The following is a 24,052-nucleotide window of genomic DNA, read 5'->3' on the forward strand; positions in this document are numbered from 1 at the left end:
GATGTTGTGGCCAGGGACGCTGATCGGCGCCGGGGTTGGCTTTGCCATTGCCAGTATTCCGGGGGCTTTGTTGGGGGCATTGCTGGGGCAGGCGCTGGACCGCCGTTTGCAACTGCACAGCTGGGCGCAGTTACGTGAACGCTTGGGTGGGCGCCCGGCCTTGCGCAACGACGAACTATTGTTTGTGCTGCTGGGACGCCTGGCCAAGAGTAATGGCCGGGTTGTCGATGGGCATATCCAGCAAGCGCGCCAGGAAATGCGCGCACTGGATATGAGTGAGCCGGCCCAGCGCCGCGCGATCAGCGCCTTCAACCGGGGTAAATCCGGCAGCGACCGGGTACGCAGTTACCTGCGGGTGCTCAAGACGCAGCCCCATGCGGCGGAAGGCGTGCTCCGGGCCTGTTGGCGCATGGCGTGGGCGGACGGTCGGGCGGATGCTGCCGAGCGCGACCTGATCGACCAATGGGGCAGGTGGCTGGGCTGGACGCCGCAGCAGTTGCAGGCATTGGCGACCGATTACGCGCCGGAGCGCAAGCCCGTGGCCAATCGTGGCGGTGCCTATCAAGAGGCGTTGCGTATCCTGGGGGTGACGGCAACCACTGAGCCTTCGGTGATCAAGCGCGCCTACCGCCGACTGCTCAGCCGTCACCATCCGGACAAGATCGCCGGCACGGGTGCCAGCGCCGCGCAAGTGCGGGAGGCGACCGAACGAACCCGTGAGTTGCATAACGCCTATGCGCTGATTCGCGAGCGGCGCGATTTTCGTTGAGACTATCGCCACTCAACTCCATCTGGGAGGGGCAAGCCCTAATTGTAGGCGCGAGCTTGCTCGCGAAAAACTCCCAGGCGCCGCGTTTATTCAGGAAGCACGCATTATCGTTGACGTTTTTCGCGAGCGAGCTCCTACAGAAAGCGATGTTGCCCCCGACAGCGGAGTGTCAGTCAGCGCTGCCCTGCGGGCTCAACCACCCGCGGACCCTGCGGTACAACTGCTCCTGCTGCGCCGCGCTATTGCCGGGCAACGCTGTGAGCGATACCTGCTTATAGCCGTCATTCTTCGAGCGCTTGGCCGCCTGGAGTCGCTCCAGGGCGTTTTTGCGATCCTGAGCGCCCTCTTGATAGAACACATCCGCCGTGGGCACCTTCAAGTCCGGCGCCAGTTGCTGCAGGTCCGGTTGGCGAGCTACGGGCGTCTTGCCGGCCACCATCACCAGCCTCTGCACCTGGGAGGGTTGTTTCTCACTCAGGTAGCGTGCCGCCCACCAAGCCCCGGTGCCATGGCCGAGCAACACCACGCTGCGGGCGCTTTGGGTCTGGGCGAAGGCGACGGCGGCGTCGATGCGGTCGAAGATGCGCTTGGCGTCGGTCTTGTCCTGTTCATCCGCCCCCGGCACCACCGCCGGGTCCGTGCCTTCGGCCTCGGCACTGGCGGCCTGTTCGACCGGCTTGGCAGCGGTGCTGCCTTCCTTGCTGCTGGTATCGACCGCCGCTTTCGGCGGCTCGATGAGCCGTGGCGGCAGGGTGTCCACACTGACGTCAGGCAATGACAGGCTGAGGGTGCCCCAGGCGGCGTCCGGTAACTTGCGCCGCAGAGGCGCGATGGCCTGCGGCCAGTCCGCGTTCTCCCCAGCACTTGGTATGAGGATCACCACACCTTCGGCTTCGGCGCTGTTGGCAGGTTTCCACAGCGCCAGGAACGAATCGCTACCGGCCTGCAATTGCTGTTGTTCCTGCTGCGGCACCTGCCGTTCGAGCGCGCTGGCTTCTTGCTGGCTACGCTCGGGCAAGGGCTGGCGTTCAGCCGGCTTTTCGACGGCAGGCGAGGGTGCATCCTCGGCCTGAACAGGCAAGACGCTGGTAAACAGGAGTGACAGGCACAATGCTGGCAGTGCCGAACGGTGAATAAAAAGCATCGTTGATTCCCGGCCAGAAGTTATTCCAGCAGCCTAATGGGTTGGTCGGTATTTGTCAGGGGTGTGAGGTGCGGTTCTCGTTACCAACAGGCTATCGGCGGTTTGTTAGCTGCCTTGATGGGCGCTGCGCGACCATTCAACCAATGAATGGCAGACAACACGCCAGGGGCGGCTATTCTTGTGCCAGCCCATCATTCATAAGAGGCCGCGCACATGAGTACTTCCTCATTCAAGATTGCCCACAAACTGCTGACCGGCGCAGGTGCCATCGAACAACTGGCTGCCGAACTCACGCGCCTGGATGTGGATAACCCGCTGATCGTCACCGACGCCGCGCTGGTCCAGTCGGGCACCGTGGCGCTGGCCCTGGAGCATCTGGGGGATCGAGCCTACGAAATCTTCGACCGCGTGCTGCCCGATCCGGAAATTGCCATCGTCGAGGACTGCATGCGTGCGTACCGCGAAGGCGGGCATGACGGCCTGATCGGTGTGGGCGGCGGCAGTGCCATCGACATCGCCAAGAGCGGGGCGGCCTACGCCGGTTATCACGGCGCGCTGGCGGACCTGTTCGGCGTCGATCAGGTGCCGCGCAAAGGCCCGCCGTTGATCGCCATCCCCACCACGGCCGGCACCGGCTCGGAGGTGACCAACGTGGCGATACTGTCCGACAAGGCCGCACAGCTGAAAAAAGGCATTGTCAGTGATTACTTGCTGCCGGACGTTGCGCTGATCAGCCCGCAAATGACCTTGACCTGCCCACGGGGTGTCACGGCCGCCAGTGGTGTGGACGCCTTGGTGCACGCCATCGAGTCCTACCTGTCGCTGAATGCCTCGCCGATTACCGACGCCCTGGCTATCGGTGCGATCAAATTGATTGCCAGCGCGTTGCCCAAGGCTTATGCCAACCCGGCGAACCTGCAGGCCCGTGACGACATGGCCACCGCCAGCCTGATGGCCGGCATGGCCTTTGGCAACGCTGGCGTCGGTGCCGTGCATGCGCTGGCGTACCCGTTGGGTGGGCGCTTCAACATTGCCCATGGCGTAAGCAACGCGCTGTTGTTGCCGTATGTGATGCACTGGAACAAATTGGCCTGCGTCGAGCGCATGCAGGACATTGCCCAGGCCATGGGCGTCAATATCGCCGGGCTGAGTGTGAATGACGCTGCCGACCAGGCTGTAGCGGCGATGACGCGGCTGTGTGCGGCGGTGGAGATCCCCTCGGGCCTGCGCAGTTTCGGCGTGCCCGAGGACGCCATCCCGGCCATGGCCAGCGAAGCCGCAGGCATTGAGCGCTTAATGCGTAACAACCCGCGCAAGCTCAGCGCCGCCGATATCGAAAAAATCTACCGGGCAGCTTACTAACCGTTGAGATAGGTCACGGTGCGCGCAGCAAAGCATGAGGTATACAATGCGCGCCATCGTGATTTAGCTCAAAAAAGGTGCGTCATGCAGCCCTTCGTCATTGCTCCATCGATTCTCTCTGCCGACTTCGCCCGCCTGGGTGAGGAAGTGGACAAGGTGTTGGCCGCCGGTGCCGACTTCGTGCACTTCGATGTCATGGACAACCACTACGTGCCCAACCTGACCATCGGCCCGATGGTGTGCGCCGCGCTGCGCAAGTACGGCATCACCGCACCGATTGATGCGCACCTGATGGTCAGCCCGGTGGACCGTATCGTCGGTGACTTCATCGAGGCGGGTGCGACTTACATCACCTTCCACCCGGAAGCTACGTTGCACGTTGACCGCCCCCTGCAACTGATCCGCGAAGGCGGCTGCAAGGCGGGTTTGGTATTCAACCCGGCTACTCCGCTGAGCGTGCTTGAGTACGTGATGGACAAGGTCGACATGGTCTTGCTGATGAGCGTCAACCCAGGCTTCGGCGGGCAGAAGTTCATCCCTGGCACCTTGAACAAGCTGCGTGAGGCCCGTGCGCTGATCGATGCGTCGGGGCGTGACATTCGCCTGGAGATCGACGGCGGGGTCAACGTCAACAATATTCGTGAGATCGCCGCAGCGGGTGCCGATACCTTCGTGGCCGGCTCGGCGATTTTCAATGCCCCGGACTACCAGGCCGTCATCGACAAGATGCGTGCCGAACTGGCGCTGGCGCGTCCATGAGCGGTTTTGAGCAGTTGTTCCCCGGCAAATTGCCACGGCTGGTGATGTTCGATCTGGACGGTACCTTGATCGACTCGGTGCCCGACCTGGCGGCCGCAGTGGACCAGATGCTGCTCAAGCTGGGGCGCAAGCCGGCAGGCATCGAGTCGGTGCGCGAGTGGGTCGGCAATGGCGCGCCGATGTTGGTGCGCCGGGCCCTGGCCAACGACATCGATGCCACGGGTGTGGATGAGGTAGAGGCAGAACATGCCTTGGAATTATTCAATGCCGCTTATGAAAGCAGCCACGAACTGACCGTGGTTTACCCCGGCGTGCGCGACACCCTCAAGTGGTTGAGCAAGCAGGGCGTGGAAATGGCCCTGATCACCAACAAGCCGGAGCGCTTCGTTGCGCCGTTGTTGGACCAGATGAAAATCGGTCGCTATTTCCGCTGGATTATCGGCGGCGATACCTTGCCGCAGAAAAAACCCGACCCGGCGGCACTGTTCTTCGTGATGAAAATGGCCAATATTCCGGCGTCTCAGTCGTTGTTTGTCGGCGATTCGCGCAGTGATGTGCTGGCGGCGAAAGCGGCGGGCGTGCAGTGCGTGGCCTTGAGTTATGGTTACAACCATGGCCGGCCGATTGCGGAGGAGTCCCCCGCGCTGGTCATTGATGACTTGCGACTGCTAATCCCCGGTTGCTTGGGCGCGGGCGCTGAGATAACGTTGCCCGACATCGATTCGTCTCCTTCTGGAAATCCCATCGTGGTGGTCACTCGCAAACTCTGGATGAAAGTCATCAAGGCCCTGGCCCGCTGGCGTTGGCGCGCCTGACTGATCCTGGCCGCATGTGCGGCACGTTTGCCTACCTGACTGTTTGACCCTCACACCACGAGGCACCTCATGACCCGCGAAGAATTCCTGCGTTTGGCCGCTGCCGGCTATAACCGTATCCCCATGGCTTGCGAAACCCTGGCCGACTTCGATACGCCGCTGTCGATCTACCTGAAGCTGGCCGACGAGCCCAACTCTTACCTGCTCGAGTCGGTACAGGGCGGTGAGAAGTGGGGCCGTTACTCGATCATTGGCCTGCCATGCCGCACGGTGCTGCGGGTCCACGACCATCATGTGAGCATCACCCATGACGGCGTGGAGATCGAAAGCCATGACGTAGAAGACCCGCTGGCCTTTGTCGAAACCTTCAAGGCGCGCTACAACGTGCCGACCATTGCTGGCCTGCCGCGCTTCAACGGTGGCCTGGTGGGGTATTTTGGCTACGACTGCGTGCGCTATGTGGAAAAGCGCCTGGGCAAATGCCCGAACCCAGACCCGTTGGGGGTGCCGGATATTTTGCTAATGGTGTCCGACGCAGTGGTAGTGTTCGACAACCTCGCCGGCAAGATGCATGCGATTGTCCTCGCCGACCCTGCCCAGGGTGATGCATTCGAACAAGGCCAGGCCAACCTGGAAGCGCTGCTGGAAAAACTCCGCCAGCCGATCACCCCGCGTCGCGGCCTGGACCTCAGTCGCCCACCGGCGGCCGACCCGGTGTTCCGCTCAAGCTTTACCCAGGATGACTACGAGCGCGCCGTCGATACCATCAAGGAATACATCCTCGCCGGTGACTGCATGCAAGTGGTGCCGTCGCAACGCATGTCCATCGACTTCAAGGCGGCGCCGATTGACCTGTACCGCGCACTGCGTTGCTTCAACCCGACGCCGTATATGTACTTCTTCAACTTCGGCGACTTCCACGTCGTTGGCAGTTCGCCGGAAGTGCTGGTGCGGGTTGAAGACAACCTGATCACCGTGCGCCCGATTGCCGGCACGCGCCCCCGTGGCGCGACCGAAGAAGCCGACGTGGCGCTGGAAGAAGACCTGCTCAGCGACGAAAAGGAAATCGCCGAACACCTGATGCTGATCGACCTGGGGCGCAACGACACCGGGCGTGTCTCGGAAATCGGCTCGGTGAAACTGACTGAGAAGATGGTCATCGAGCGGTATTCCAATGTGATGCATATCGTATCCAACGTCACCGGCGAACTGAAAACCGGGCTGACGGCGATGGACGCACTGCGAGCGATTTTGCCGGCGGGCACATTGTCGGGGGCGCCGAAGATCCGTGCGATGGAAATCATCGACGAACTGGAGCCGGTCAAGCGCGGTGTCTATGGCGGCGCCGTCGGGTATTTCGCCTGGAACGGCAATATGGACACCGCCATTGCGATCCGCACGGCGGTGATCAAGGACGGCGAACTGCATGTGCAGGCCGGCGGCGGGATTGTGGCGGACTCGGTGCCGGCCCTTGAGTGGGAAGAAACCCTGAACAAGCGTCGGGCGATGTTCCGTGCCGTGGCATTGGCAGAGCAAACTCCACAAGACTAAAGCTGGAATAAAAAATGTGGGAGCGGGCTTGCCCCAATGCCAGTCAGTTAAGGCTTTTGTAGGAGCGAGCTTGCTCGCGAAAAACTCATAGGCGCCGCGTTCATTCAGGAAGCACGCGTTATCGTTGCGGTTTTTCGCGAGCAAGCTCGCTCCTACAGAGGGCGATGTACGCTTAACTGACTGGCATTAGGGCTTGCCCGCGATGGCGGTGTGTCACTCGAGATATTCAGTGACTGATCCACCGCCATCGCAGGCAAGCCAGCTCCCACATTTGTTTTGCGCAGTATTTAGAAATCCAGACTGACCCCGACATTGACGCCCTGCTGGGTCAAGTTGTCATCCTTCCTGAGGTTATACGCCGCCCGCAACGCCAGGTCCTGAGTCAGCTTGTGGCTGACACCCAGGCTCAAGCGGTCAGAGTTACTGCGAGGCGTATACCCGTCCAGCTTGAAGTCGATCCCCTGCACGCTGTTGAGCGAAATGTTCACCTTCTGTGTGTCATTTTCAAACTCATGCTCGTGGGCCACTTCGCCAAAAACTTGAGTTTGCGGCGTGATGCGATAGCTGCCCTGCAGGCCGACGCCCAGGCGCTTGGAGTCGCGTTGTTGATCATCAAAGGTCAGGGCGGTGGAGCGGCTGCTTTTTTCCGAGTAGCCATTGACTTCAACCCGCGCGTAATCGGCGCTGATGAATGGCGACAGGTGCCAGTCGCTGCCTGGCGCAGCGATGTCATACCCCACGCGGCCGCTCAGGGCCCAGAGCCAGCCATCGGTGTCACCTTTCTCCGAGCCTTCGCTGATGCCCAGGGCGAACTTGCGCTTGAGGCTGTCGAAGTCCAGCTTGCCGCCGGTCAATGCGGCATCGGCCCACCAGTGGTTCTGCTGATATTGAGCGAATGCCGTACCCATATAGCTGTTGAGCTTGTAGTCCGAATCATTGGCACCGGCTTCGAGTGTCTGCCGATACAGGCCGGCGGCAACCCCCACGCGCCAGTTCTCATCGAGCCGGTAGCTGCCACCGATATTCAGGTTGTAGCCGCTGCCGTCGCCACTGGCCGAGCTGCTCTGATCATCGAAATCCAGGCGTTGGCCGCCGCCGGCCACTATGGCGCGCCATTGGCCGACGGCTTGCCAACTGCCGTTGTCTGCTTGCCATTGGTTGCGCAACTCGTCTTGATGCGCCCGCAATGTGCCTTGGGCCATTTCCGGCAGCAAGGTCAGTTCCCACGGCGCGGCGAGTAGCGAATAGGCGTAGTCGGCAATCAAGCGTTGCCCGGCCACGGTAGGGTGGACCGAGTCGTTGTAGATCAGCTTGGTTGGGTCCGGGTTGGTGCCGCCGATGCCATAGGTTGGGTTGGCGGTGCAACTGTTACCGCTGAAGCAGGTGCCCGTCAGGTTCTGGCCGGTGGCGAGGCCGAAGCGGGCTGGATCGGCGAAGGCCTCGTTCAACAACAGCGGGATGTTCAGCGGGATAACCTGAGCATCGACTTGCGACAGGCGCTGCACCAGGGACTGATTGAAAATATTACTCAGGGCCGAAGTCGCCGCCTGCTGTGGGGTGCCGTTGATCGCCGGCGTCAGGCCCAGGTCGGGTAGCATCCATACCATGATGTAACGCGCGCCGGCTTGTTGCAGGGCCTGGGCGCTGTCCGCCAGCCTGCCACCGGCGGCGACCGCTTGAGCGGGGCTCAGTACCCGGCCTTGCAGGAAGTCATTGCCACCACCGGAAAGGAAGTAAAGCGCGTTCGGGTCGGCTCTCCCACCATTAGCCGGCAGATAGCCCTGCCGACTGCGTAATAAAGTGCCGGCCCCAGGGTTGCCTGGGGGAATCGCAGCATTGGAGACTGAGGTAATGGAGTCGAGGATATTGTCGGTACGGTAGCCACCCACTGCCCAGTTGTTTCCGTCTGGCAAACCCTGGGCTGCGCGAACCGGTGAGGTGGAGGCATTCAGGTCGTTGGGAGCGACGCCCAGTTTCGCGCCCAGCAGGGTCGATGAGACCAGGCCGTACTCACCCTGGAAGGTCGGCCCGGTGCGGTTGGTAAAGCGCAATGTGGCGCCGGCCGAACCGTCGGGGAACTGGCCTGCATCCGCCAGGCTGTCGCCGAAAACCACCATGGTTGAATAAGGTGACGGGGCTGCGAACGCCTGGGCGCAGGCCAATGACAGGAGGCAGCCGGCAAGGGGCGCGAAAAACGCTGGTCTGAGCATGCAAGATTCCATTGGGTTGTTTTTATGTCGGAAGTGAAACACTAGCAAAATTTCTGGCATTTTCTGTAGGGAAATCCGGAATCTGCCTACGTTGCATCCCCGTATTTGCGGCTCCATATTGCACCGCTGGCGAGCCTACGTTACTGTGCCTGAACGTATGAATGAGACCCTCCCCGTGTTGATCATCAGCAAACTCTTGATGCGAGTAGTCAAGGCACACGCCCGTTGGCGTTGGCGCGCCTGACATTTTTCTCTGCCGGCCTGGCCGGACCTGTACCGATTTGCCTTCTTCACCCGTTGTCTGACGCCCCTTGCCAACTCACCCTGGCAACCGGAACGTGCGTCTGGCAGCGGGTCACACGCTTGGAAGGCGGTCATTTGAAATCAGTGAATTCAAGAGGTTTGAACCCACATGTTGCTGATGATTGATAACTACGACTCCTTTACCTACAACGTTGTGCAGTACCTGGGCGAGCTGGGTGCCGAGGTCAAGGTGGTGCGCAACGATGAACTCAGCGTTGCCGAAATCGCCGCGTTGAACCCCGAGCGCATCGTCGTCTCACCTGGCCCGTGCACGCCCACCGAGGCGGGCATCTCTCTGGAAGCTATCCAGTATTTCGCCGGCAAGCTGCCGATCCTGGGCGTCTGCCTGGGGCACCAGTCGATCGGCCAGGCGTTTGGCGGTGATGTGGTGCGCGCGCGCGAGGTTATGCACGGCAAGACCAGTCCGGTATTTCATCGCGACCTGGGTGTGTTCCATGGCCTGAACCTGCCGGTGACCGTGACCCGTTACCACTCACTGGTGGTCAAGCGTGAAACCTTGCCCGAATGTCTGGAACTGACCGCCTGGACCCAATTGGAAGACGGCTCGGTCGACGAGATCATGGGCCTGCGCCACAAGACACTGAACATCGAAGGGGTGCAATTTCACCCTGAGTCAATCCTGACCGAGCAGGGCTACGAGCTGTTCGCCAACTTTCTCAAGCAGAGCGGCGGCACGCGCTAAGGACTTTTCATGGATATCAAGACTGCCCTGAGCCGTATCGTCGGCCATCTGGACCTGAGCACCGCGGAAATGAGCGATGTGATGCGCGAGATCATGACCGGTCAATGCACCGATGCTCAGATCGGCGCTTTTATGATGGCGATGCGCATGAAGAGCGAAAGCATCGACGAAATCGTCGGTGCGGTGTCGGTGATGCGTGAGCTGGCGGACAAGGTCGAACTCAAGACCCTCGACGGCGTCGTCGATGTAGTGGGTACCGGCGGTGACGGGGCGAATATTTTCAACGTGTCGACTGCCTCATCCTTTGTGGTGGCCGCCGCTGGCTGCACCGTCGCCAAGCACGGTAACCGTGCAGTGTCTGGCAAGAGCGGCAGTGCCGACTTGCTGGAAGCGGCCGGTATTTACCTGAACCTCACGCCGGTGCAAGTAGCGCGCTGCATTGACAGCGTTGGCATTGGCTTCATGTTTGCCCAGTCCCATCACGGCGCGATGAAGCACGCTGCCGGCCCGCGCAAGGACCTTGGCCTGCGTACCCTGTTCAACATGCTCGGCCCGCTTACGAATCCGGCCGGTGTGAAGCACCAAGTGGTGGGTGTGTTCAGCCAGGCGCTGTGCCGGCCGTTGGCCGAAGTCTTGCAGCGCTTGGGCAGCAAGCATGTGCTGGTGGTGCATTCCAAGGATGGCCTCGACGAATTCAGCCTGGCGGCGCCGACCTTCGTGGCGGAGCTCAAGAACGACGAGGTCACCGAATATTGGGTCGAGCCCGAAGACCTGGGTATGAAAAGCCAGAGCTTGCACGGCCTGGCGGTGGAAAGCCCGGCGGCTTCGCTGGAGCTGATTCGTGACGCCTTGGGGCGTCGCAAGACCGAAAACGGTCAGAAAGCTGCGGAAATGATTGTGCTCAATGCTGGCGCAGCCCTTTACGCCGCCGACCACGCCTATAGTCTCAAGGAAGGTGTCGCCTTGGCCCACGATGCGCTGCACACCGGCCTGGCTCGTGAGAAGCTCGAAGAGCTGGGAGCATTCACCGCCGTATTCAAGATGGAGAATGAAGGATGAGTGTGCCAACCGTTCTGGAAAAGATCCTGGCCCGTAAGGCTGAAGAAGTGGCCGAGCGCCGCGCCCGCGTGAGCCTGGCCGAGTTGGAAGCGCAGGCGAAAGCCGCCGATGCACCACGTGGCTTTGCCAATGCCTTGATCGCCCAGGCCAAGCTCAAGCAGCCGGCCGTGATCGCCGAGGTCAAGAAGGCCTCGCCGAGCAAGGGGGTGATTCGCGAACACTTCGTACCCGCTGAGATCGCCGTCAGTTATGAGAGGGGAGGGGCGACCTGCCTGTCTGTGCTGACCGATATTGACTACTTCCAGGGTTCCGACCTGTTCCTGCAACAGGCGCGCGCTGCGTGCAAGCTGCCGGTGATCCGCAAGGATTTCATGGTCGACCCGTACCAAATCGTCGAAGCCCGTGCCTTGGGTGCCGACTGCGTGTTGCTGATTGTCTCCGCATTGGATGACGTGAAGATGGCCGAGCTGGCGGCCGTGGCCAAAAGCGTCGGTCTGGACGTGCTGGTAGAAGTGCACGACGGCGACGAACTGGAGCGCGCGTTGAAGACCCTCGACACACCGCTGCTGGGCGTCAACAACCGTAACCTGCATACCTTCGACGTCAGCCTGGAAACCACCCTCGACCTGCTGCCGCGTATTCCGCGCGATCGTCTGGTGATTACCGAGAGTGGCATCGTCAACCGCGCCGATGTGGAGTTGATGGAAATCAGCGGCGTGTACTCGTTCCTGGTAGGCGAGACCTTTATGCGCGCCGAGAACCCGGGGGCGGAGTTGCAGCGTTTGTTCTTCCCGGAGCGCGGTACGACGATCAGCGGTTCGACGTTGGATTGATTTGAAATACGCTCGAAACTGTGGGAGCTGGCCAGCTCCCACATTAGGTTTTGTGTTTATTCAGGTAGGTAGGTGTTCGATGCTCCAGCCCGTGATCATGACTGTCGAAGCAGGCCTTGCCGCCGAGCAAGCCCTATTGGCAGCCGTTTGCGCGGGGGAGCAGGCATTCGGGCTGCTGTTCTGGCAGCCCAGCGACCAAGCGCTCGTCATGCCGCGCCGTTTGAGCCGGCTGCCGGCATTCGAGGCGGCGAGCCAAGTCTCGGCCGATGCGGGTTGGCCGGTATTGCTGCGGGAAACCGGCGGTGAGCCGGGGCCGCAGTCCGGCGCCACGGTCAATATCGCCCTGGTCTATGCCCCGCCGCGCAGTGAAGGCGACCAGGGGCGTATCGAAACCGGTTATCAGCGCTTGTGCCAGCCGATCTGTGATCTGTTGATCGAGTTGGGTGGCGATGCGTCCGTCGGCGAAATTGACGGTGCCTTTTGCGACGGTCGTTACAACGTCAACCTCAATGGCCGCAAAATGGTGGGCACTGCCCAGCGTTGGCGACAAAGCGGTGGCCGCCCCGTTGGGTTGGTGCATGGGGCGATGTTGCTGGAGAACGATCGTGAGGAATTGATTGCGGCGGTCAACCGCTTCAATCAGGCCTGCGGCTTGGAGCAGCGGGTTCGCGCCGACAGCCATATCGCACTGCACGAAGCGTTTACGGCGCCGGATGCTATCAGTCGGCTCGACACGCTGTACCGGCAGATGCTGGCTGGCTTCCTGCCGCTCTAGCGGGTACCGAACACCACCATTGTCTTGCCTTTGACGTGCACCAGGTTGCGTTCTTCCAAGTCCTTGAGCACGCGGCCGACCATTTCCCGTGAACACCCGACAATACGTCCGATCTCCTGGCGCGTGACTTTGATCTGCATGCCGTCGGGATGGGTCATGGCATCGGGTTGCTTGCATAGCTCCAGCAGGCAGCGAGCGACGCGGCCGGTGACATCAAAGAACGCCAGGTCGCCGACTTTGCGGGTGGTGTCGCGCAGGCGCTGGGCGATCTGCCCGCTCAGGGCGTACAAGATATCCGGATCATGCTGGGCCAGTTCGCGAAATTTCGTATAGCTGATCTCGGCCACTTCGCACTCAACTTTGGTCCGTACCCAAGCGCTGCGTTCCTGCTCTTTGCCTGCTTGTTCAAACAAACCCAGCTCCCCGAAGAAGTCTCCGGCGTTGAGGTAGGCAATGATCATCTCACGGCCATCTTCATCCTCGATCAGGATGGTGACCGAGCCCTTGATGATGAAGAATAGGGTTTCTGAACGCTCGCCGGCGCAGATGATGTTGTGCTTGGCCGGATGACGTCGGCGCTGGCAATGCAGCAACAGTTTGTCGAGGTTCTTGATCTTGGGTGTGGGAGTAAGAGCAACCATGGTTGTATCCCGAAAAGACTGCGCGGTGTAGTTGGCGTTGTTTTTATCCAGCGGCATCTCATTGATATACGCTGTACAAGTCATGGCAATGCGCCATTCATTTGGCGCCAGCTTACCAGACACTTTCTGCCGCGATTAGCCAATTTACCGGGCAAACGCTGTCATTTATCGAATTTATGCAGGGCGCTGTTGTTTCAAGGCCCTGTGCTAAGCTGGCGACCCTTTTTTAGCAGTGGAGTCTGGGCGATGAAGGCACGCATCCAATGGGCGGGCGAAGCCATGTTCCTCGGTGAGTCGGGCAGCGGCCATGTGGTGGTCATGGACGGTCCGCCGGAAGCCGGCGGTCGGAACCTGGGTGTACGCCCGATGGAAATGTTGCTGCTGGGTGTGGGCGGTTGCAGCAATTTTGACGTGGTCAGCATCTTGAAGAAGTCCCGCCAGGCCGTGGAAAGCTGCGAAGCCTTCCTGGAAGCTGAACGCGCCACTGAAGACCCCAAGGTTTTTACCAAGATCCATATGCATTTCGTGGTCAAGGGCCGGGCGCTGAAAGAAGCCCAGGTCAAGCGTGCCATCGAGCTGTCGGCGGAGAAGTACTGCTCAGCCTCGATCATGCTGGGGGCCGCGGGCGTGGTCATTACCCACGACTACGAAATCATCGAGTTGGGTTGATTGCAGCAGGCAAAAGAAAGGGCGCTTCGGGCGCCCTTTTTTTCGGTTCAGATTCGATAGGTGCTTTTGGTCATGACCTTGGCCAACAGGCTCATGCCGAACCGTACCGGGGCTGGAAAGCGGAAGCCGCCCGCGTCCAGTGCGCTCTCTGCGTGGTGCTCTTCATCGATGCGCATCTGCTCAAGAATAGCCCGTGACTTTTCGTCTTCGGCCGGCAGTTGCTCCAGGTGTTCATCCAGGTGCTTGCACACCTGATGTTCTGTCGCGGCCACAAACCCCAGGCTGACTTTGTCGCTGATTAGCCCGGCAGCAGCGCCGATACCAAACGACAAACCATAAAACAGTGGGTTGAGTACGCTGGGATGGCTGCCCAACTGGCGGATGCGTTGTTCGCACCAGGCCAGGTGGTCGATCTCTTCCTCGGCCGCATGCTCCATTGCCGTGCGTACCTGCGGCAACTTGGCGGTCAGCGCCTGGCCCTGGTACAGCGCCTGGGCACAGACTTCACCGGTATGGTTGATGCGCATCAGGCCAGCGACGTGACGGGTGTCGGTCTCGCTCAGCTGTACATCCGGCTGCACAATGGCGGGCGATGGGCGGTAGGGCTGGCCGCTGAACGGCAGCAGGGTGCGCATGGCCATGTCGGCTTGCAGCAACAGACGGTCAATCGGCGAGTAGTGACGTTGGGTAGTCATGCTGACCTCCGGGAAGAATCTCGGCGGCCAGTTTACCGCAAGAGAGCGTGCAGCGTTTGTGCTGAGTCAATTTGCCCTTGTGCACTCAGCCCGGTGGCCAGTTCATCTGGCGCTGACCCAGCACGTGCATATGAATGTGGTAAACGGTTTGCCCGCCGTCTTCATTGCAGTTCATCACCACGCGAAAGCCTTTTTCGCAGCCTTGTTCCACGGCCAGGCGCTGGGCGGTGAACAGGATATGGCCGGCCAGCGCCTTATCGTCCTCGGTCAAGTCGTTGAGGGTACGAATGGGCTTTTTCGGGATAACCAGGAAATGCACTGGCGCCTGCGGGGCGATATCGTGAAAAGCCAGGACTTGGTCATCTTCATAGATGATCCTCGCCGGTATTTCTCTGTTGATGATCTTGGTGAACAGAGTATCCACAGCCGTTTCTCCATCGTGAAAGTTAGGTGAGTGTACCCAGGCCGTCAGCGTGGGCAATAGGCCTTGTTGATGGCGCCGGCAATTTTGCGGGTCAGCCAGCGGGGGCTCAGGCGTGGGCTGAACGTCAGCCAACGATTGCGGCGCCCGGGAATGATGATGGCCTTGTTATTTTCCAGCGCCCGCACGGTGTAAAGCGCGACTTCTTCCGGGCTCATCAGTTGCTGGCTGCGGTCGAGTTTCGCCGTATCCATCTGTGCGGTGCCGAAGAATGCGGTGCGCGTAGGCCCGGGGCACAACACTGAAACCTTGATGCCGCAGGTCTTTAATTCTTCGCGCAACCCTTCGGAGAAGTGCAGCACGTAGGCTTTGCTGGCGTAGTAGCTGCTCATCCACGGCCCAGGCTGGAAGGCGGCGACCGAAGCCACATTAAGGATTTGCCCGCCGCCATGCAGGGCCATGGCATTGCCCAGTGCGTGGCACATGCGGGTCAAGGCCAGAATGTTGACTTCGATGAGGTCCTGCTCGGTCATCCAGTCCTGGGCCAGGAACGGCCCGCTGGTGCCGATGCCGGCGCAGTTGACCAGCAGGTCGATCTGTCGCTCACCCTCTTCGAGCTCCAGCAAAAAGCCGGACAAACGCAGCGGCTCGCCCAAATCACAGGCACGAAACAGCACCTCGACGCCGAAGCGTTGGGTCAACTCCAATGCAATGCTTTCCAACTGATCACGCTGGCGGGCCACCAGAATCAAGCTACGGCCGCGCCGTGCCAAGGCCTCGGCCAATGCCAGGCCGATGCCACTGGAGGCGCCGGTGATCAGAGCGTAACGGGTCATGCCTTTCTCCATCGCAACGCCACCGGCCTATGACAGTGCGTCACAGGCGGCGGGCGTTTCTTCACTGTTCTGGAGAGTCTACAGGTTCGGCTGCATCGTCAGCACTTTGCGCTGCGGCTTCGTCAACGATAGCGCTTTGATCGGCGTCTGCATCGGAGGTGATGGAGCTGCTTTCGTAGCTGCTGTCCATGTTGGCTTCAAGCTGGTCCAGGTAGCCGTTCATGCCCAGGGTGACGACGATGATGAGCATCAAGGGAATGAACGCCAGCCACAGCGAGGCCAGGATTTTCACCGCAGTGGAGTTGCGTGGTGGTGGCGCGCCGTATTGGTTGGCGCCCGTATTGCCTGGCAATACCAGCAACAGCAGCGGGAAAACACTGTTAACCAGCGGAACCAGGTTCAGCAGGTACAACCAGCCAGACCAGCCCAGGTCATGCAGGCGCTGCACGCCGATTTGCACGCTCACCACTACCAGTGCCACAAACAGCGCGAAACCCAGCAGTGAGCCAATAATGATGGCGATGGTTGGCGAGGCTGTCGCCACCGCGAAGCCCACCGTACTGATGATGCCCGCCGCCACCAGCATCGCGACGGTCAGTGCCAGCGTCCAGGCCAGGTAGCGCAGGCGCCCGATGCGCCCGTGGATGGTGAAGACCTTGAGGGTTGCGAACTCCGGCAGGTCGTCCCCAACGGCAGCGCGTGGCGGTGCATAAGGTGACGCAGCGGCGCGGTCAGAGGTTGACGAGTCCGTCTCGTGGGTTTCTGCAAGGTTGAATGCCACGGGTTGTTCGGCCTCGATGCGAGCGTCGACCCCGGCGTTGTGCAGTGCCGTCAGGTAAGTTTGCGCGTCGGGGTGGGACAGGTCGCGCTTGAGCGCGACGGGGCGGCCGGTGAAGAGCTTTTCGATCGCTTCAACATCGCTTTTGAATAACTCGGCGAGGTTCAGCTTGGCGGTGGTGCTTTCGACACCTGGGCGCAAGGCTCCGTCAAACACAATCTTGAAACGGCTGTCGCTCATGCGGGCATCCTTGTCACTTAATCAGGGAGAGTATGCAGGCCTGTCCAGTTGGCAGGCCCGGCAGTGGGTCAGCGTGGCCAGCGCAGTTGCGCGGCGTGCTCGCGTGCTTTGCGGTATTCGGCGTCCAGGCGCGCTATGAGCTCATCCACAGTGGGTACATCATTGATCTCACCGACGCCTTGGCCAGCAGACCATACAGTTTTCCACGCTTTGGCCTCATCGCTCAATGGCTTGAGCTTGGAACCGAAGTTGACCTCACCTTTGCCCTGAAGCGCAGCGAGGTCAAAACCGGCATTTTCCAGGCTCTGGCGCATGAAGCTTGCAGGTACGCCGGAGACTGCAGGAGTGTGCACGATGTCGGCAGCGCGCGATGTGAGCAGCATCTCCTTATAGGCATCCGGTGCCTGGCTTTCGGCGGTGCCGATAAAGCGCGTGCCGAAATATGCCAGGTCTGCCCCCAGCATCTGGGCGGCAAGAATTTCGTGCCCATGGTTAAGGCAGCCCGCCAGCAGCAGGGTTTTGTCGAAGAACTGGCGAATTTCGGCAATCAGTGAAAAGGGGCTCCAGGTGCCAGCGTGGCCACCCGCGCCAGCGGCTACGGCAATCAGGCCGTCGACGCCGGCTTCAGCGGCTTTTTCCGCATGGCGTCGGGTAGTAACGTCATGAAATACCAGGCCGCCGTAGCTATGAACCGCGTCCACCAGTTCCTTTACCGCACCGAGGCTGGTGATGACGATGGGCACCTTGTGCTCGACACAGATCGCCAGGTCGGCCTCCAGCCGCGGGTTGCTGTTGTGCACGATCAGGTTAACGGCATAGGGCGCAGGGTTGTCCAGCAGCGCCAAGCCCGCTTCGATTTCTTCCAGCCAGGCCTTGAAGCCACTGCTTTCGCGTTGGTTGAGCGCCGGGAAACTCCCAACTACCCCGTTGCGACAGCAGGCCAGGACCAGTTGCGGATTGGAGATCAGAAACATCGGCGCGGCCACCACGGGCAGGCGCAGACGTTGTTCCAGCAGAGCGGGCAGCGACATTGGAGGTTCCCCGAGTAATTGACGTTAGAACGGTTTGACCACGACCAAAATTACGATAGCCAGCAATATCAGAACCGGGACTTCATTGAACCAGCGATAAAAGACATGGCTGCGGGTGTTTTCGCCACGGGCGAAGCGCTTTACCTGTGCGCCGCACATGTGATGGTAGCCAATCAGCAGGACGACCAGGGTCAGCTTGGCGTGGATCCAGGCGCCCGACTGGAAAATGCCGGGGTTGAGGGCCAGCATCCAGATGCCGAAGACCAGTGTGGCAACCATCGCCGGGCCCATGATGCCCCGGTACAACTTGCGCTCCATGATGCTGAAGCGCTCCTTGCTGACGGTGTCTTCGCTTTGGGCGTGGTAGACGAACAGGCGCGGCAGGTAGAACAGCCCGGCAAACCAGCAAACGATGCTGACGATATGGAAGGCTTTGACCCATAGATAGAGCATTTTAGTTATTCCCAGGTTCACGGTAGCGAAGATAGTAGTGGCTCATGCGCCCGTACGTCACGTTGACGGTTGTCGCAGGACGATACGGCCCCTATTATCGACGGCTTTCCAGTGGGTTCGTTGAGGGCAGGTTTATGGTCAAGGTCGGTATCGTCGGCGGCACGGGTTACACCGGTGTCGAATTGCTGCGTCTGTTGGCTCAGCATCCGCAGGCTGAGGTGGTGGTCATCACTTCCCGATCCGAAGCCGGGCTGGCCGTGGCCGATATGTACCCCAACCTGCGAGGCCACTATGATGGCCTGGCGTTCAGTGTGCCGGACACCAAGACCCTGGCTGCCTGCGACGTGGTGTTCTTCGCCACGCCTCACGGAGTGGCTCATGCGTTGGCAGGCGAGCTGCTGGCGGCAGGTACCAAAGTTATCGACTTGTCGGCAGGCTTCCGCCTGCAGGACGCCGATGAGTGGGCCAAATGGTACGGCCAACCCCATGGTGCGCCGCAACTGTTGGAAGAGGCGGTTTACGGCCTGCCGGAAGTCAATCGCGAGCAGATCAAGCAAGCACGCCTGATTGCGGTGCCGGGGTGCTATCCGACGGCGACGCAATTGGGCTTCCTGCCATTGCTGGAAGCTGGCTTGGCGGATGCGTCGCGCCTGATCGCCGACTGCAAGTCGGGCGTCAGTGGTGCGGGCCGTGGTGCAGCGGTAGGTTCCCTTTACTCCGAAACGTCGGAAAGCATGAAAGCCTATGCGGTAAAAGGTCATAGGCACTTGCCGGAAATCCGCCAGGGCTTGCGTCGCGCTGCCGGCCAGGATGTGGGGCTGACCTTCGTGCCGCACCTGACGCCGATGATCCGCGGGATTCACTCCACGCTGTATGCGACCGTCACCGATCGCTCGGTAGACCTGCAGGCGCTGTTTGAAAAGCGTTATGCCAATGAGCCGTTCGTCGATGTGATGCCGGCCGGCAGCCATCCGGAAACGCGCAGCGTGCGTGGTGCCAATGTGTGCCGTATTGCGGTGCATCGTCCGCAGGATGGCGACCTGGTGGTGGTGTTATCGGTGATCGACAACCTGGTCAAGGGCGCTTCGGGCCAGGCGGTGCAGAACATGAACATCCTGTTCGGCCTGGACGAGAAGTTGGGCCTGTCCCACGCGGGGATGTTGCCTTAACGCGGGCTTACCGTTGCGCAAAAGGCCCGTTGATCGGGCCTTTTGCATTTTTAATGGTCGCTGGGCAGATTGATATACCGTAACAATAGTTGACCGCTTTTCTAGGAGAAGCGGATAATACCGGCCATTACGCATATGGCGGCGCTACGCCGGGAGATTATCAGCATGAGCGTTGAATCCTTCACCCCCACGGCTTTGCAATTCACCCACGGTGCTGCGCACAAGGTGAAGAGCCTGGTCGATGAAGAGGGTAATGATCGCTTGAAGCTGCGCGTATTCGTTACGGGCGGCGGTTGTTCAGGGTTTCAGTACGGTTTTACCTTCGATGAAGATGTGGCCGATGACGACACTATCGTTGAACGCGAAGGTGTGAGCCTGGTCGTGGATCCGATGAGCTTCCAATACCTGGCGGGTGCCGAGGTGGATTATCAGGAAGGTCTGGAAGGCTCGCGTTTCGTGATCAAGAACCCTAATGCCACCACGACGTGTGGTTGCGGGTCTTCGTTCTCGATCTGATCGGTAGCAGATACAAAAACGCCGCTTGGCTCATACGGGCCAAGCGGCGTTTTGCTGTCTGGGAGTCAGGCGGGGTAGATCGCGCCAAGCACTCGAAGCCCACGTGCGCCAGTGACGCTGGGGCGATTGGCGGCAATGCCTTCAAGGCAGCAATGGGCCAGCCAGGCGAAGGCCATTGCTTCTACCCAGTCAGGATCTACGCCGTAGGCCGTTGTAGTGCTGACATGGGTGGAAGGCAGCAATGTTGTGAGCCGGCTCATCAGTGCCGCGTTATGGGCGCCGCCGCCGCAGATCAGCAAGGTTGTCGTGTCAGTCTGGGCGCTTTGCAGGGACTCGACGATGGTCAGGGCCGTCAGCTCCAGCAGGGTGGCCTGTACATCCTGGGGTTCAAAGGCGGGCAAACGGCCAAGGTGCTGCTGCAGCCAGGCCAGGTTGAACACTTCGCGGCCCGTGCTTTTCGGGCCTTTGGTCATGAAGAACGGGTCGCTGAGCAACGTATTGAGCAGTTGGGGCTGGACCTCGCCGCTGGCTGCCCATTGCCCGTCCCGATCGAAGTGTTCGCCGCGCTGCAGGTGAATCCAGGCATCGAGGAGGACGTTCCCCGGGCCGCAGTCGAAACCGGCGACAGGTTTGCCCGTCTCGATCAGGCTGAGGTTGCTGAACCCGCCGACATTCAATACCGCGCGATTGCCCGTCTGTTCGCCGAACAAGGCTTCATGAAAGGCCGGAACCAAAGGAGCGCCTTGGCCGCCGGCAGCGACATCGCGGCTGCGGAAGTCGCTGACGACGGTGATGTCTGTCAGCTCGGTGAGAAGGGCAGGGTTGCCGATCTGAACGGTAAAGCCTCGGGCGGGTTCATGGCGAATCGTCTGACCATGGCTGCCAATCGCCCGAATGTCCTTAGGCTTGAGGTTCTGTTGATCCAGCAAGGCGTGGATGCCTTGTGCAGCGAGCGTTACCCATTGTTGCTGGGCGATCGCCGAGCGGGCGATTTCATCCGGGCCGCTGGCGCATAGGCTCAGCAGTTCTGTGCGCAAGGCGTCGGGCATTGGGATATAGCGAGTGGCGATCAGATTGATCGCCGCGCCTTGTTCGATAAGGGCTATATCCAGGCCGTCGAGGCTGGTCCCGGACATCACACCGATATAGAGCGGCATACCTTAACGCTTCGCCGAAGCCAGCAAGGTGGAGCGCTCTTGATCCATCCGTGCCATCAGCGGCTGGCTCTGTTGCATGAAGCGCGCGCGTTCGGCTTTGGCAATAGGGTCAGCCATTGGCAGCTTCTGGCCCAATGGGTCGACGTGTACGCCATTGACCTGGAACTCATAGTGCAAGTGCGGGCCGGTGGAGAGGCCGGTGGTACCGATGTAACCGATCACTTGGCCCTGTTTCACGTTGCCGCCAGTCTTGACGCCCTTGGCAAAGCCTTGCATGTGGCCGTACAGCGTGCGGTAAGTGTTGCCGTGCTGGATGATCACCGTATTGCCGTAACCGCCACGACGCCCCGCCAACAAGACCTTGCCGTCGCCAGCCGCTTTGATTGGCGTGCCACGCGGCGCGGCATAGTCGACGCCCTTGTGTGCGCGAATTTTGTTCAGAATTGGATGCTTGCGGCCCATGGAGAAACGCGAGCTAATACGGGCAAAGTCCACGGGGGTGCGGATGAATGCCTTACGCATGCTGTTGCCATCAGCTGTGTAGTAGCTGCTGTTGCCCTGTTTGTTGGTGTAGCGCACGGCGGTGTAGGTTTTGCCACGGTTGGTGAAGCGTGCAGACAGAATGTTGCCAGTGCCGACCACTTTTCCGTTGGCTACTTTCTGCTCGTAGATTACGTCGAATTCGTCGCCTTGACGGATGTCCTGAGCGAAGTCGATGTCGTAGCCAAATACGCTGGCCATGTCCATGGTCATGCTATGCGACAGGCCCGCACGCGCGGCCGATTGCGACAGGGAGCTGTTGATCACGCCGTGTACGTAGGCGGAACGCATGACGGGTTTGGTGGTGATTCGGTTGAATGCGAAGCCTTTGGCGCCTTTGCTCAGGCTGATACTTTCCAGGTCACTGATGCTGGTATGCAGGTTGTTCAACTGGCCGTCTGGCGTCAGCTCAAATTCAAGCTTCTGGCCACGTTTGAGCTGAGTGAATTGCTTGGCTTGCTTATCGCTGGCGAGCACTTCATTTACAGCGGCGGCAGGCAACCCAACCTTTTCGAACAGGGTAGATAGTGTATCGCCTTTGCCCACGATGACTTCGCGATGCTGGGGATTCTTGGCTGCGGCTGCTGCAGGTGCTTCCTGGGCGGCTTGCTGGGTGTCTTCGGGAGTGCTTTCGATCTGTGCGAAAGGTGACTCAGTTGCAGTGTTTGTGGCTTGTTGAGCGTCGGAAGCGTCTTGATCTCGTGTCAGTTGTTCAACTGGGCTTTCCAGATCAAGGCTCAGGGATGTTCGTTTGGCTTCAACGTCACTGGAAGGGAATACCAGCAGTGCCAGGCTGAGAAGGGCGGCGATACCACTTGCGGCGAGCAGGTGGGTCTTCGGGTAAAGCGGCGGCGCTTTAGACGGTTCAGTGGTCATAAGTAATTTTGACTTTGAAAATGAAATGGAAAAGATGAATGACATGATGAAGATGAAATAACTGTATAAAATATAACCAAATCATCTGTGGCGCAAGCTCGCGAACGCTGGGCTTGCTGAACGGTGTCCGTGCGCAGGGCAAAACTTGTAATTAGTCCCTGATCTTGTATGGTTGGTTCCCTTTTGAATCTGAGCCTTGCGGGTCTGTTATGAAGTCGGTTGAAGAGCAGCTAGCGCTGATAAAACGTGGTGCGGAAGAACTGTTGGTCGAGGCCGAGCTGATCGAAAAGCTCAAGCGTGGCCAACCCCTGCGTATCAAGGCTGGCTTTGATCCGACCGCGCCGGATCTGCACCTGGGGCATACCGTGCTTATTAATAAGCTGCGTCAGTTCCAGGAGCTGGGCCATCAAGTCATCTTCCTTATAGGTGACTTCACCGGGATGATCGGTGATCCAAGCGGCAAGAGCGCTACGCGCCCGCCGCTGACTCGCGAACAGGTGCTCGATAATGCCGAGACCTATAAGACCCAGGTATTCAAGATTCTTGACCCAGCCAAGACCGAGGTGGCGTTCAACTCCACCTGGATGGACAAAATGGGGCCGGCAGATTTCATTCGCCTGACTTCTCAGTACACCGTGGCGCGCATGCTCGAGCGCGATGACTTCGACAAGCGCTACTCGACCAATCAGCCAATCGCCATCCATGAGTTCCTTTACCCGCTGGTTCAAGGGTATGACTCGGTGGCGCTGCGTGCGGATGTCGAGCTGGGTGGCACCGATCAGAAGTTCAACCTGCTGATGGGGCGTGAATTGCAGCGCGCCTATGGTCAGGAGGCTCAGTGCATTCTGACCATGCCATTGCTGGAAGGCTTGGATGGCGTCAAGAAGATGTCCAAGTCCCTGGGTAACTATGTTGGTATCCAGGAAGCGCCGGGTGTGATGTACGGCAAGCTGGTGTCTATTCCGGATGCGCTGATGTGGCGCTATTTCGAGCTGTTGAGCTTCCGCTCGATGGACGAGATCAATGCGCTGCGTGCGGATGTCGAGGCGGGCGCTAATCCTCGCGATGTGAAGATTAAGCTGGCTGAAGAAATCGTTGCGCGTTTCCATGGTGAGGAGGCTGCGGCCAGCGCTCACCGTGCGGCAGGTAATCGCATGAAAGATGGCGAGCTGCCTGACGATCTGCCCGAGATTGAGCTGACTGCTGCCGAGGCGATGCCGATTGCTGCTGTGCTTAATAAAGCTGGTCTGGTGAAGAATTCAGCGGTCGCGCGTGATCTTTTGGGGTCGGGCGGTGTGCGTATAGATGGTGAGGTGGTTGATCGCACCTTTATATACGAGCTGGGTGCCACTCACGTTTGCCAGGCGGGCAAGAAGGCGTTTGCGCGCATTACGCTCAAATCCGAATAAGTCTGAAATAGGTGTTGACGGCGAATTATATCTGTCTATAATTCGCCCCACTTCCGGCGCAGTCGAAACGGAAAACTCCTTGGTAAACAATGAGTTACGAGGTTTTCGGCAGCAAGTTGCTTCAGTTCATCGAAGCCAAAAGGAAGTTGAAAAAGAGGTGTTGACAGCAGCGTGTAACGCTGTAGAATTCGCCTCCCGCTTACGAGAGATCGCAAGCGCAAGTGGTTGAAGTTGTTGAAGAAATCTTCGAGAGCTTCTGAAAATAACCACTTGACAGCAAATGAGGCTGCTGTAGAATGCGCGCCTCGGTTGAGACGAAAGATCTTAACCAACCGCTC

At 59.8% G+C, this 24,052-nt stretch carries 25 protein-coding genes; 13 read left to right on the forward strand and 12 right to left on the reverse strand.

All coding sequences use genetic code 11. The features are described from left to right. Nucleotide 1 precedes the first annotated feature (1 nt). Nucleotides 2–769 carry a TerB family tellurite resistance protein gene (locus tag CER19_RS22115; RefSeq protein WP_116667974.1) on the forward strand — a complete coding sequence of 256 codons (768 nt, stop codon included), beginning with the start codon at nucleotides 2–4 and terminating at the stop codon, nucleotides 767–769. Nucleotides 770–938: 169 nt separating this feature from the next. Here CER19_RS22115 and CER19_RS22120 read toward each other — a convergent pair whose 3' ends face one another. Then, a complete protein-coding gene (locus tag CER19_RS22120) occupies nucleotides 939–1,913 on the reverse strand; it encodes an alpha/beta hydrolase family protein (protein WP_116667975.1) in 975 nt (324 codons plus the stop codon). 213 nt (nucleotides 1,914–2,126) lie between these two features. Between CER19_RS22120 and CER19_RS22125 the strand changes: the two genes are divergently transcribed. The 4 genes from CER19_RS22125 (at nucleotide 2,127) to trpE (ending at nucleotide 6,400) form a co-directional block, all read left to right on the forward strand. Further along, complete coding sequence (locus CER19_RS22125; protein WP_116667976.1) at nucleotides 2,127–3,275, forward strand: iron-containing alcohol dehydrogenase; 1,149 nt, start codon at nucleotides 2,127–2,129, stop codon at nucleotides 3,273–3,275. 84 nt (nucleotides 3,276–3,359) lie between these two features. Then, complete coding sequence (rpe, locus tag CER19_RS22130) at nucleotides 3,360–4,034, forward strand: ribulose-phosphate 3-epimerase (RefSeq protein WP_116667977.1); 675 nt, start codon at nucleotides 3,360–3,362, stop codon at nucleotides 4,032–4,034. Beyond that, nucleotides 4,031–4,849, forward strand: a complete 819-nt coding sequence (locus CER19_RS22135) for a phosphoglycolate phosphatase (RefSeq protein ID WP_116667978.1) — start codon at nucleotides 4,031–4,033, stop codon at nucleotides 4,847–4,849. Before rpe ends, CER19_RS22135 begins: the two co-directional genes overlap by 4 nt. A gap of 69 nt (nucleotides 4,850–4,918) precedes the next feature. Further along, nucleotides 4,919–6,400, forward strand: a complete 1,482-nt coding sequence (gene trpE, locus CER19_RS22140) for an anthranilate synthase component I (RefSeq protein WP_116667979.1) — start codon at nucleotides 4,919–4,921, stop codon at nucleotides 6,398–6,400. 287 nt (nucleotides 6,401–6,687) lie between these two features. On the opposite strand, the gene estP is transcribed toward trpE, so the two are convergent. Next, nucleotides 6,688–8,610 carry an esterase EstP gene (gene estP, locus CER19_RS22145; protein ID WP_116667980.1) on the reverse strand — a complete coding sequence of 641 codons (1,923 nt, stop codon included), beginning with the start codon at nucleotides 8,608–8,610 and terminating at the stop codon, nucleotides 6,688–6,690. Between the two features lie 412 nt (nucleotides 8,611–9,022). On the opposite strand from estP, the gene CER19_RS22150 reads away from it, so the two are divergent. The 4 genes from CER19_RS22150 to CER19_RS22165 all read left to right on the forward strand — a co-directional run bounded on the left by CER19_RS22150 (nucleotide 9,023) and on the right by CER19_RS22165 (nucleotide 12,283). Further along, complete coding sequence (locus tag CER19_RS22150; RefSeq protein ID WP_003194696.1) at nucleotides 9,023–9,616, forward strand: aminodeoxychorismate/anthranilate synthase component II; 594 nt, start codon at nucleotides 9,023–9,025, stop codon at nucleotides 9,614–9,616. A 9-nt stretch (nucleotides 9,617–9,625) separates the two neighbouring features. Beyond that, nucleotides 9,626–10,675 (forward strand): anthranilate phosphoribosyltransferase, encoded by a 1,050-nt coding sequence (gene trpD, locus CER19_RS22155; protein WP_003194694.1) that lies wholly within the window; start codon nucleotides 9,626–9,628, stop codon nucleotides 10,673–10,675. Beyond that, nucleotides 10,672–11,508, forward strand: coding sequence for an indole-3-glycerol phosphate synthase TrpC (trpC, locus tag CER19_RS22160; RefSeq protein ID WP_116667981.1), 837 nt, complete (start codon nucleotides 10,672–10,674; stop codon nucleotides 11,506–11,508). Before trpD ends, trpC begins: the two co-directional genes overlap by 4 nt. Nucleotides 11,509–11,587: 79 nt before the next feature. After that, the gene (locus CER19_RS22165) at nucleotides 11,588–12,283 is read left to right on the forward strand and encodes a lipoate--protein ligase family protein (RefSeq protein WP_116667982.1); all 696 of its coding nucleotides are present in this window, start codon (nucleotides 11,588–11,590) and stop codon (nucleotides 12,281–12,283) included. On the opposite strand, the gene crp is transcribed toward CER19_RS22165, so the two are convergent. Continuing rightward, nucleotides 12,280–12,924, reverse strand: a complete 645-nt coding sequence (gene crp / locus CER19_RS22170) for a cAMP-activated global transcriptional regulator CRP (RefSeq protein WP_116667995.1) — start codon at nucleotides 12,922–12,924, stop codon at nucleotides 12,280–12,282. The two genes, CER19_RS22165 and crp, sit on opposite strands and share 4 nt — an antisense overlap. A gap of 246 nt (nucleotides 12,925–13,170) precedes the next feature. Between crp and CER19_RS22175 the strand changes: the two genes are divergently transcribed. Continuing rightward, the gene (locus tag CER19_RS22175; protein WP_003194686.1) at nucleotides 13,171–13,593 is read left to right on the forward strand and encodes an OsmC family protein; all 423 of its coding nucleotides are present in this window, start codon (nucleotides 13,171–13,173) and stop codon (nucleotides 13,591–13,593) included. A gap of 47 nt (nucleotides 13,594–13,640) precedes the next feature. Here CER19_RS22175 and coq7 read toward each other — a convergent pair whose 3' ends face one another. The 6 genes from coq7 to hemJ all read right to left on the reverse strand — a co-directional run bounded on the left by coq7 (nucleotide 13,641) and on the right by hemJ (nucleotide 18,047). Beyond that, nucleotides 13,641–14,288 carry a 2-polyprenyl-3-methyl-6-methoxy-1,4-benzoquinone monooxygenase gene (gene coq7, locus CER19_RS22180; RefSeq protein WP_003194684.1) on the reverse strand — a complete coding sequence of 216 codons (648 nt, stop codon included), beginning with the start codon at nucleotides 14,286–14,288 and terminating at the stop codon, nucleotides 13,641–13,643. Nucleotides 14,289–14,373: 85 nt separating this feature from the next. Next, a complete protein-coding gene (locus CER19_RS22185; protein WP_116667983.1) occupies nucleotides 14,374–14,712 on the reverse strand; it encodes a histidine triad nucleotide-binding protein in 339 nt (112 codons plus the stop codon). A gap of 44 nt (nucleotides 14,713–14,756) precedes the next feature. After that, nucleotides 14,757–15,545 (reverse strand): SDR family oxidoreductase, encoded by a 789-nt coding sequence (locus CER19_RS22190; protein WP_116667984.1) that lies wholly within the window; start codon nucleotides 15,543–15,545, stop codon nucleotides 14,757–14,759. A gap of 61 nt (nucleotides 15,546–15,606) precedes the next feature. Beyond that, nucleotides 15,607–16,563, reverse strand: a complete 957-nt coding sequence (locus CER19_RS22195; RefSeq protein ID WP_116667985.1) for a DUF805 domain-containing protein — start codon at nucleotides 16,561–16,563, stop codon at nucleotides 15,607–15,609. Between the two features lie 68 nt (nucleotides 16,564–16,631). After that, entirely contained in the window at nucleotides 16,632–17,594 is a 963-nt protein-coding gene (locus tag CER19_RS22200; RefSeq protein ID WP_116667986.1) for a nitronate monooxygenase family protein, read from the reverse strand. A 24-nt stretch (nucleotides 17,595–17,618) separates the two neighbouring features. Beyond that, complete coding sequence (gene hemJ / locus CER19_RS22205; protein ID WP_003194674.1) at nucleotides 17,619–18,047, reverse strand: protoporphyrinogen oxidase HemJ; 429 nt, start codon at nucleotides 18,045–18,047, stop codon at nucleotides 17,619–17,621. A gap of 134 nt (nucleotides 18,048–18,181) precedes the next feature. On the opposite strand from hemJ, the gene argC reads away from it, so the two are divergent. Next, a complete protein-coding gene (argC, locus tag CER19_RS22210; protein ID WP_116667987.1) occupies nucleotides 18,182–19,216 on the forward strand; it encodes an N-acetyl-gamma-glutamyl-phosphate reductase in 1,035 nt (344 codons plus the stop codon). Between the two features lie 165 nt (nucleotides 19,217–19,381). Beyond that, complete coding sequence (gene erpA / locus CER19_RS22215; RefSeq protein ID WP_003176443.1) at nucleotides 19,382–19,732, forward strand: iron-sulfur cluster insertion protein ErpA; 351 nt, start codon at nucleotides 19,382–19,384, stop codon at nucleotides 19,730–19,732. A gap of 65 nt (nucleotides 19,733–19,797) precedes the next feature. Here erpA and CER19_RS22220 read toward each other — a convergent pair whose 3' ends face one another. Together CER19_RS22220 and CER19_RS22225 are read right to left on the reverse strand one after the other, a co-directional pair. Further along, nucleotides 19,798–20,889, reverse strand: coding sequence for an anhydro-N-acetylmuramic acid kinase (locus tag CER19_RS22220; RefSeq protein WP_116667988.1), 1,092 nt, complete (start codon nucleotides 20,887–20,889; stop codon nucleotides 19,798–19,800). Nucleotides 20,890–20,892: 3 nt separating this feature from the next. Continuing rightward, nucleotides 20,893–22,305, reverse strand: coding sequence for a peptidoglycan DD-metalloendopeptidase family protein (locus tag CER19_RS22225; protein WP_116667989.1), 1,413 nt, complete (start codon nucleotides 22,303–22,305; stop codon nucleotides 20,893–20,895). A gap of 209 nt (nucleotides 22,306–22,514) precedes the next feature. On the opposite strand from CER19_RS22225, the gene tyrS reads away from it, so the two are divergent. Next, nucleotides 22,515–23,714, forward strand: coding sequence for a tyrosine--tRNA ligase (gene tyrS, locus CER19_RS22230; RefSeq protein ID WP_005791998.1), 1,200 nt, complete (start codon nucleotides 22,515–22,517; stop codon nucleotides 23,712–23,714). Between the two features lie 35 nt (nucleotides 23,715–23,749). Here the strand turns inward: tyrS and CER19_RS28940 are convergent. Further along, nucleotides 23,750–24,052, reverse strand: a 303-nt coding sequence (locus CER19_RS28940) for a hypothetical protein (protein WP_218568482.1), incomplete at its 5' end; no start/stop codon positions are given.

This window comes from Pseudomonas sp. GL93 (assembly GCF_003408955.1).
Lineage (GTDB): Bacteria > Pseudomonadota > Gammaproteobacteria > Pseudomonadales > Pseudomonadaceae > Aquipseudomonas > Aquipseudomonas paracarnis.